Source organism: Streptomyces sp. NPDC059900 (genome assembly GCF_050270335.1).
In the GTDB taxonomy this organism is placed as follows: Bacteria; Actinomycetota; Actinomycetes; order Streptomycetales; family Streptomycetaceae; genus Streptomyces.
Window position 1 is genome coordinate 1 of the sequence record NZ_JBNNJZ010000346.1, and the last position, 8,806, is coordinate 8,806.

General features: G+C 70.5%; 6 protein-coding genes and 1 pseudogene. 4 read left to right on the forward strand and 3 right to left on the reverse strand.

The features are described 5' to 3' along the window. The 3 genes and pseudogenes from ACQKIP_RS31795 to ACQKIP_RS31805 form a co-directional block, all read right to left on the reverse strand. Positions 1-448, reverse strand: a pseudogene (locus ACQKIP_RS31795) (hydrolase); the annotation flags it as partial. 395 nt (positions 449-843) lie between these two features. Then, positions 844-1,944, reverse strand: a complete 1,101-nt coding sequence (locus tag ACQKIP_RS31800; protein WP_365855855.1) for a barstar family protein — start codon at positions 1,942-1,944, stop codon at positions 844-846. 64 nt (positions 1,945-2,008) lie between these two features. Next, the gene (locus ACQKIP_RS31805) at positions 2,009-2,608 is read right to left on the reverse strand and encodes a sigma-70 family RNA polymerase sigma factor (RefSeq protein ID WP_365855853.1); all 600 of its coding nucleotides are present in this window, start codon (positions 2,606-2,608) and stop codon (positions 2,009-2,011) included. Between the two features lie 78 nt (positions 2,609-2,686). Here ACQKIP_RS31805 and ACQKIP_RS31810 point away from each other — a divergent pair, with 78 nt between their 5' ends. The 4 genes from ACQKIP_RS31810 (at position 2,687) to ACQKIP_RS31825 (ending at position 8,794) form a co-directional block, all read left to right on the forward strand. Beyond that, entirely contained in the window at positions 2,687-3,514 is an 828-nt protein-coding gene (locus ACQKIP_RS31810; protein ID WP_365855851.1) for an alpha/beta fold hydrolase, read from the forward strand. Between the two features lie 93 nt (positions 3,515-3,607). Then, positions 3,608-5,191 carry an FMN-binding glutamate synthase family protein gene (locus tag ACQKIP_RS31815; RefSeq protein WP_365855849.1) on the forward strand — a complete coding sequence of 528 codons (1,584 nt, stop codon included), beginning with the start codon at positions 3,608-3,610 and terminating at the stop codon, positions 5,189-5,191. Between the two features lie 67 nt (positions 5,192-5,258). Continuing rightward, positions 5,259-6,989 carry a thiamine pyrophosphate-dependent enzyme gene (locus tag ACQKIP_RS31820; RefSeq protein WP_365855847.1) on the forward strand — a complete coding sequence of 577 codons (1,731 nt, stop codon included), beginning with the start codon at positions 5,259-5,261 and terminating at the stop codon, positions 6,987-6,989. A 284-nt stretch (positions 6,990-7,273) separates the two neighbouring features. After that, the gene (locus tag ACQKIP_RS31825) at positions 7,274-8,794 is read left to right on the forward strand and encodes a catalase (RefSeq protein WP_365855845.1); all 1,521 of its coding nucleotides are present in this window, start codon (positions 7,274-7,276) and stop codon (positions 8,792-8,794) included. The last annotated feature ends 12 nt before the right edge of the window (positions 8,795-8,806 follow it).

Genomic DNA, 8,806 nt, shown 5'->3' on the forward strand with positions numbered 1-8,806 from the left:
GCGCCCAGAAGGACCGTGCGGCCAGTTGCCGCTTTTCGGGCGTCATGGAGGTCGCCGCCCGCATGCCGCGGCCTCCGGTGGGTTTGCGGAGTTCCGGCATGAAAGCGGATATACGATCGTCGACGGTCCATCCCCTGACCGTCTCCCGGACGGTCACCAGGAGGTAGGGACGAAGGGCGCCGCCCGGCTCGCCGCGCGCCAGTTCCCCGAGCAGCTGGTGGAACGCCGCGGTGGCGACCATCGAGGCCGAACTCGTCCGCGAGGCCAGGCAGATGGCCGCGTAGTCGTACGTCGGCTGCCAGTGCCGTGCGAGCAGGAGCGCTGCGGGGCGGCCCGGCTCGCCCTCCGGCGCGCCCCGCAGCCGGGCGGCGAGGCTCAGGTCGGATTCTGCGGGATCGGCACCGGGATGAGGAGGGTGAGTCGGGCGTGGGGGGTGCGGGGATTGCACGGATCCTTTTCCTTCCAAGCCGAAAGGCGGCACACGGGAAATCGCACCCGCCGAAAAGCGGGCGACTGATTGGTGCGTACCTAGGACTCGCCGGGGCGGTAAAAAGCATCAGCAAACCGCGAACTGTCCGCATACGACCGGCGGAAGACCTTGTGGGTCGACCGGACGAGATCCCGGACAAGAAAAGCGGGCTTGACCATGGCCTCGGCGCGAGGAAGCTCACCCTGGCACAGCCGACTGACAGGAAACAAGAAGTTCGAGTGACTTCCAATCGGCATCAGGGAGGAACACCGGCGTTACCGCCAGTACTCGCACCGGCTTTCGAAATCTGGCGCCCGCCATACCGCAACGACCGGCAGCGCGCCTCCTGTTGGACCCCGGCGCCGACCCGGCCCTCACGCCAGGGTGACCCGCATACCGCCCTCGGCCAGGGCATCGAGAACCTCGGCGAACAGGTCGTAGGCGCCGCCCTCCGGCGTCAGCTGCCGGGACAGGTGCTCGCGCACGGTCGCGGCGTCCCGCCAGAGCAGAGTCGCGGGCGCGGTGTAGCCGAAGGTGCCGCGCAGGCAGTCGTCGAGGGCCGCCAGGCAGCCGCCGAAGTAGCCGCCGGGCCCGTTGACCGCCTCGCCGAGTGCCAGGTAGAGGCTCGGTTCGTCGGTGATGTACCGGCCGTCGAGTTCGTAGGCGTGCCCGGCGGGGCGGTCGCGGTGCGGGCGGCGGCAGTGGTGTTCCCGGACGAGATCGAGCCAGGCCCCGCGGCGCCGGGTGTCGAGGGCGCTCCAGGCGCCCGGGGCATCCGGCGGCCCGGTGAACCACTGCTCCCACAGGGGACGGGCGTGGTCGGGGACGGGCAGGTGGAGGAGGGTCGCGTCGAGCTCCAGGTCGATCAGGTTCTTCCCGCGGGACGAGGGGCGCCAGGCCCTGACTTCGGTCCAGAACGTGCGGTCGCTGAGCAACTCGCCCTGGTCGTCGTGTATTTCGAGGGCCACTTCCGCCAGGATTAGCGACCGCCGGGTGCCCTTCGCCAGGGCCGCCCGCAGCGGGTCGCCGGGGAGGAGCCCGCGCAGGACGAGCGGGGGCGTCTGCTGCTCGGGCGGCAGTACGAGGGCGAACTCCCGGCAGGAGCCCAGCCACCGGCGGCCGTCGTGGACCCGCACGGAACCCCTGTATCCCTCGGGCGGTCCTTCGTAGTCGTCCAGGCCGGTGAGTACGAGGCTGTCCGTCCCGGCGAGTCTCCCGCGGCTCTCCGCGTCCTCGAGGAGCCAGGCGTCCAGTGGCTCCTCGTCCGGCACGAGCCATACCCGGCTGCCGATCCAGCCCCGCACCTCGCCGTCTTCCGGGACCCAGCCGAGGAGTTCGTACGTTCCGCGCCGGGGTTCCCCGAACAGTCCCTCCGCCTCGGCGCACACGCCCAGGATCTGGTCGTGTTCCGTTTCCGTCAGCGTGTACCGCCCGTGTCCGCGGAAGCGGCTGTCCTCATGCACGGGGGAAATCATGCCCGGACCAGTCCCGCGCCGCGAAGCCGTTTTCCAGCGGTGTACGCCCGCCGGGACGCCCGGCTCAGGCGTCGACCGCGAGCCGGTCGCGCTGGATCTCGCGGGCGAGGGCGCGACGCACGGAGGGCGAACCGGTGGCGGTGCCCTTCGCCGGGATGTCGAGGCGGCGGCTGATCTCGTCGTAGGCGCCCCGGCAGCCCGGCAGTCGCGACTGATGCCGCCGCAGGTCCTCTTCGAGCAGACGCCTCAGCTCGTCGACGCTCCGGGGAGTGAAGCGCTTCCTCCCCCGGCTAAGGGCATCGACGCAGCGGGTGCATGCGGCATCCTCGTCCAGGGTTTCGGAGACCGTCTCGGCGAGGCCCCACAGGCGCCCTTCGAGCCAGGGGATGTCCCGCTGGTCGAGGTGGAGTTCCATCGGCGGCGGCCGCTCGCCGGCCCTGTCCTTCGCCATCTGCTTGGACACGGCCGGCTGGCTCATGTCCGCGACCTCGGCGATCTTGTCCTGCGTCCAGCCGAGCCCGGCGAGCAACTTGATCATTTCCGCGCGCAGTTTCCGCATGTCCTCGCCCGCGCGGATGACCTCGTTCATCCCGGCAAGCATCCGCCCGGCCTGACCCTCGGTCAGCGCCCCGGAGTCCTGGTGCGTGTCCTCTGTACCTGCCATGACTCGGTTATACAGGTCGGCACTCCCGCCGTCATAACCGGGTTGTATAACCTGGTTATGACTGTCAGGATGCGAAGCATGCCCACCTACACCGCACCCGACGGAACCCGCCTCGCCTACCGCCTCCACGGTGAGGGCGCCCCGCTCGTCTGCATCCCCGGCGGCCCCGCGGGCTCCCGCTATCTCGGCGACCTCGGCGGCCTGTCCGCGCACCGGCAGCTGATCCTCCTGGACACCCGCGGCACCGGACTTTCCGCGCTCCCCGCGGACCCCGCCACCTACCGCTGCGACCGCCTCGTCGACGACGTCGAAGCCCTGCGCCGGCACCTCGGCCTGCCCCGAATGGACCTGCTCGGCCACTCCGGCGGCGCGAACATCGCCGCGCAGTACGCGGCCCGCCACCCGCACCGCCTCGGCAAGCTGGCCCTGATCAGCCCCGGAACCCGAGCCGTCGGCATCGCCGTCACCGGGGAGATGCGGCGCGAGCCGGCGCGGCTGCGCAAGGACGAGCCGTGGTTCCCGCCCGCCTTCGCCGCCCTGGAGGCGATCACCGAGGGCACCGGCACGGACTGGGAGGCCATCAGCCCCTTCTTCTACGGCCGGTGGGACAGTGCCGCACAGCGTCACTGCGCGGACGGCCGGCCGGGCAACGAGGAGGCCGTCGCAGGCTTCGCGGCCGAGGGCGCCTTCGACCCCGACGCCACGCGCGCGGGCCTCGCGCGCGGCGCGTTTCCCGTGCTCCTGCACACCGGGGAGTTCGACGTGAACAGTCCCCCTCAGCCGGTGGCCGAGTTCGCCGCGCTCTTTGCCGACGCGACCTGTGTGGTGCAGGAGGCGGCGGGTCACTATCCCTGGCTGGACGACGCCGAACGGTTCACCGCGAGCACCGCGGCGTTTCTGGCGTAGGGCCCCGGGAATCGCGGGCCGCTCCTGGGAGCCACCGGACATGCGTTGCACGTGCGCATGTGTGACCGGTCGAATTCGGGTCAGATGGGGTCCATGACGCGTTTCGCAGTGGTCGGCCTGCTGATGGCCTGCGCGGTGGGCAGTGTGCTGCTGGCCCTCCTGGTATCCCCGTGGTGGTGGTTCGCCGGAGCTCCCCTGCCGGCCCTGGCGGCGACCGGTGCGTACGACCTCCTCCAGCGGCGGCACACCGTACTGCGGAACTATCCCGTACTCGGCCACCTGCGGTTCTTGATGGAGACGCTGCGCCCCGAGTTGCAGCAGTACTTCGTGGAGCGCAACTACGACGGCAGGCCCTACGACCGCGACACCCGCAGCATCGTCTACGAACGCGCCAAGGGTGTCGCCGCCGAGGAGCCGTTCGGCAGCGAGCGTGACATGGACGAACGCGGCTACGAGTTCCTCGTGCCGTCCATGGCACCGGCCAAGGTGCCCGAGGAACCGCCCCGGGTCCGCATCGGCGGCCCCGACTGCACCCAGCCGTACGACATGGCGCTCCTCAACGTCTCGGCGATGAGCTTCGGCGCGCTCTCCTCCAACGCCATCCTGGCGCTGAACACGGGCGCGGAACGCGGCGGTTTCGCCCACGACACCGGCGAGGGCGGCCTGTCCGACTACCACCTGCGGCCCGGCGGCGACCTCATCTGGGAGATCGGCACCGGCTACTTCGGCTGCCGCACCCGTGACGGGGACTTCGACGCCCGGCAGTTCGCCGAGAAGGCCGCCCATCCCGCCGTGCGCTGTGTCTCGCTCAAGCTGTCCCAGGGCGCGAAACCGGGCATCGGAGGCGTCCTGCCCGGCAGCAAGGTCAACGCCGAGATCGCCTCGGTGCGGGGCGTGCCCGAAGGCCAGACGGTCGTCTCACCGCCGTACCACCGCGTGTTCTCCACCCCCCGTGAACTCGTCCGCTTCCTCGCCCGGATGCGGGAGCTCGCGGACGGCAAGCCGGTGGGCTTCAAGCTGTGCCCCGGCTCCCGCACCCAGTTCCTCGCCGTGTGCAAGGCCATGAAGGCGGAGGAGATCACCCCGGACTTCATCGTGGTGGACGGAGCGGAGGGCGGCACGGGCGCGGCGCCCCTGGAGTTCGCCGACCACCTGGGCATGCCGCTCACCGAGGGCCTGATCATGGTGCACAGCGCGCTGACCGGCGCGGGGCTGCGCGACCGCATCCGCCTGGGCGCCAGCGGCAAGGTGGCGACGGGGTCCGACATCGTCAAGCGCCTGGTCATGGGCGCCGACTACACCAACGCGGCCCGCGCCATGATGTTCGCCGTCGGCTGCATCCAGGCCCAGCGCTGCCACACCAACCACTGCCCGACCGGCGTCACCACCCAGGACCCCTACCGCGCCCGCGCCCTGGACGTCACGGACAAGGCCGCGCGCGTCGAGCGCTTCCAGCGCAACACCGTCCAGAGCGCGCTGCAGATCCTGGCCGCGATGGGCGTGCGCAGCGCCGCCGACCTCGATCCCCGCCTGCTGCGCCGCCGCGAGGACCACGGCCGGTTCCGGTCCTACGCCGAACTGTACGAGTGGCTCTCCCCCGGCGAACTGCTCGCCGCACCGCCAGGGAGCTGGGCCGCCGACTGGCATGCGGCCGATCCGGACACCTTCGCCGTGTGACACCCGCGCCCGTGCCCCGTACGCGCCCCTCCCCTGTACGAACCGATCCTTTGAGAGGAACCCCCTGATGTCCCGCACTGTTGCCCGCGTCGTGATCGACGGCCTGGAAGAACTCGGAGTGAGCCATGTGTTCGGCGTGGTGGGAGACGCGCTCAACCCCCTCACCGACGCCATCCGCGACAGCGGGTCCGTCGAATGGGTGGGCTGCCGCCACGAGGAGGCCGCGGCCTTCGCCGCCGGCGCCCAGTCCCAGCTCACCGACACACTCGGGGTCTGCATGGGCACCGTGGGGCCGGGCTCCGTGCACCTGCTCAACGGGTTGTACGACGCCGCCAAGAGCGGGACCCCGGTGCTCGCCATCGCCGGCCAGGTGCCGCTGGCCGAAGTGGGCACCGACTACTTCCAGGAGGTCGACAACGACCTGCTCTTCCGTGACGTCGCCGTCTTCCGCGCCACCGTCACCTCGCCGGAGCAGATGCCCGGCCTCCTGGAGATCGCCGTACGCAACGCGATCGGACGCCGCGGCGTCGCCGTGCTCACGGTCCCCGGCGACATCGGCGGCAAGGAACTGCCCGACGACCGGGCGGCCCGGCTCTCCGTCGTCGGCTCCGCCAACCGGCCCGACGACCCGGCCCTGGACGAGGCGGCCGCCGCGCTCTCCGACGGCGGCAAGGTCACCATGCTCGTCGGCCGCGGTGCGCGAGGATCCCGCGAGGACGTCCTTGCCCTCGCCGAGCGCCTTGCCTCGCCCATGGTGCTCACCCTCAAGGCGAAGGAGGGCTTCGAGGGCGATAACCCTTACCAGGTCGGCCAGACGGGCCTGATCGGCAATCCGGCCGCCTCGCACGCGATGGACCACGCCGACACCCTGCTGCTGCTCGGCACCGACTTTCCGTACCGGGAATGGTATCCGCAGGGCAAGAAGGTCGTCCAGGTCGACCGGGTCGCCGAGCACATCGGCCGGCGCGTGCCGGTCGACGTGCCCCTCGCGGCGGACGTCGGGCCGACGGTGCGCGGGCTCCTGGAGCGCCTGGAGCGGCGGACGGAGCGGGGGCACCTGGACACGGCGCGGGAGAAGTTCGCCAAGTGGCAGGAGGGGCAGCAGCGCCTCGCCGCGCCGGGGCACGACCGGGGCCTGATCGGCAAGGTGCGGTCCGCCTTCGACAACCGGGATCACCTCGTACGCCCGGAGGCGCTGGCCGCGGCGGTGGATGCCCTGGCGGCCGATGACGCCGTCTTCACCTCGGACACCGGCATGGCCACCGTATGGCTCTCGCGTTTCGTGGAGATGCGCGGCTCCCGCCGCCTGCTCGGCTCGTACAACCTCGGCTCGATGGCCAACGCGATGCCGCAGGCGATCGGCGCGCAGCTCCTGGACAAGGAGCGGCAGGTCGTCGCCTTCTGCGGCGACGGCGGTCTGGGCATGCTCCTGGGCGATCTCATGACCATCCGCAGCCGGCAGCTGCCGGTCAAGCTGGTCGTCTTCGACAACCAGCGGCTCGGGATGGTGAAGCTGGAGCAGGAGGAAGCGGGCCTGCCGGAGTTCGGCACCGAGCTCGACAACCCGGACTTCGCCGCGGTCGCCGAGGCCCTTGGCATCACCGGCATCCGGGTGAGCCGTGCGGAGGACCTCGCCGAGGGTGTCGGCAAGGCCTTCGCCACGCCGGGCCCCGTTCTGCTCGACGTCCTCACCAACCCCGAGGAGATCGCCGTGCCGGGCAAGCCGACCGTGCAGCAAGGCTGGGGCTTCGCCATCGCCAAGATCCGCGAGAACCTCACCAGCCCCGGCAGCAGCTGAGCGGCCGGAAACAGGAAACGGACGTACTCCCCACGTATTGGCCGCGCCAAGTCGGGCACTCGGACCCTGTCCGGCCGAAGATCCACACCGACGGCCGGCAGCGGACGGCGGACGGCAGGACCACGCGGACGGAAGGGCGCGGAGAAATGGCCACACCGGGAGAAAAGCCGCAAGATGGACTGGACCCCGACACGCCGCCGAATCCGCCGGTCCCCGGACGGATCTCCGCTGACCAGCGCCTCGCGGCGCAGAGCACATCACCCACCGAAAGGCACTCGTAACCCATGAGCGACGTGACAGGTAAGGCGACCACCACGGACGCCGGTGCTCCGGTCGAGAGCGATGAACACTCGCTCACCGTCGGCGCCGGTGGGCCGATCCTTCTGCAGGACTCCTATCTGATCGAACAGATGGCGCAGTTCAACCGGGAGCGGATTCCCGAGCGGCAGCCGCACGCCAAAGGCAGCGGCGCTTTCGGCCACTTCGAGGTCACTCAGGACGTCAGCGCCTACACGAAAGCCGCCCTCTTCCAGCCGGGCACGCGGACCGACCTGGTGGCCCGGTTCTCCACCGTGGCCGGCGAGCGCGGCAGCCCCGACACGTGGCGCGACCCGCGCGGATTCGCGGTGAAGTTCTACACCACCGAGGGCAACTACGACATGGTCGGGAACAACACCCCGGTCTTCTTCGTGAAGGACCCGATGAAGTTCCAGCACTTCATCCGGTCCCAGAAACGCCGTGCGGACAACAACCTCCGCGACCACGACATGCAGTGGGACTTCTGGACCCTCTCGCCCGAGTCCGCACACCAGGTCACCTGGCTGATGGGCGACCGCGGCATCCCGCGCTCCTGGCGCCACATGAACGGCTACACCTCGCACACCTACATGTGGATCAACGCGCAGGGCGAGCGGTTCTGGGTGAAGTACCACTTCAAGACCGACCAGGGCGTCGAGCACTTCACCCAGCACGAGGGTGACCAGATGGCCGCGGCCGACACGGACTACCACACGCGGGATCTCTTCGAGCACATCCGCGACGGGGAGTACCCCAGCTGGACGCTGCACGTGCAGATCATGCCGTACGACGACGCGGCGACCTACCGCTTCAACCCGTTCGACCTGACCAAGGTGTGGCCGCACGGCGACTACCCGCTGATCGAGGTCGGCAAGATGACGCTCGACCGCAACCCCACGGACAACCACGCCGAGATCGAGCAGGCCGCGTTCCAGCCCAACAACCTGGTCCCCGGCATCGGCCCCAGCCCCGACCGCATGCTGCTCGCGCGGCTGTTCTCCTACGCCGACGCGCACCGCCACCGCATCGGCGGCAACTACCAGCAGCTGCCCGTCAACGCTCCCGTCGCACCGCTGCGCACGTACTCCAAAGACGGGGCCATGGCGTACAACAAGACGCAGGACCCGGTCTACGCACCGAACTCCAAGGGCGGCCCGGCAGCCGACACCAGCCGCTACGCCCCGCCGAGCTGGCACGCGGACGGCGACATCACCCGCGCCGCCTACGTCGACCATGCGGAGGACGACGACTGGGGGCAGGCGGGCACCATGGTGCGCGAGGTCCTCGACGACGCCGCGCGCGACCGGCTGGTGGACAACGTCGTCGGGCACCTGCTCAACGACGTGAGCGAGCCCATCCTGGTCAGGGCCTTCGAGTACTGGTCGAACATCGACAAGTCCATCGGCGAGCGCATCAAGGAAGGTGTGCGCGCCAAGGCGAACGAGAAGGACCCCAAGGCCGGCGAACAGTCCAACCCGGCCCGCAGCAGCATGCAGCACAAGGCCTGACCCGCCACACCG

Excerpts from the sequence above, each read along its gene's own strand:
- ACQKIP_RS31800 (WP_365855855.1), bottom strand. The coding sequence starts at position 1,944 with ATGATTTCCCCCGTGCATGAGGACAGCCGCTTCCGCGGACACGGGCGG.
- ACQKIP_RS31805 (WP_365855853.1), bottom strand. The coding sequence starts at position 2,608 with ATGGCAGGTACAGAGGACACGCACCAGGACTCCGGGGCGCTGACCGAG.
- ACQKIP_RS31810 (WP_365855851.1), top strand. The coding sequence starts at position 2,687 with ATGCCCACCTACACCGCACCCGACGGAACCCGCCTCGCCTACCGCCTC.
- ACQKIP_RS31815 (WP_365855849.1), top strand. The coding sequence starts at position 3,608 with ATGACGCGTTTCGCAGTGGTCGGCCTGCTGATGGCCTGCGCGGTGGGC.
- ACQKIP_RS31820 (WP_365855847.1), top strand. The coding sequence starts at position 5,259 with ATGTCCCGCACTGTTGCCCGCGTCGTGATCGACGGCCTGGAAGAACTC.
- ACQKIP_RS31825 (WP_365855845.1), top strand. The coding sequence starts at position 7,274 with ATGAGCGACGTGACAGGTAAGGCGACCACCACGGACGCCGGTGCTCCG.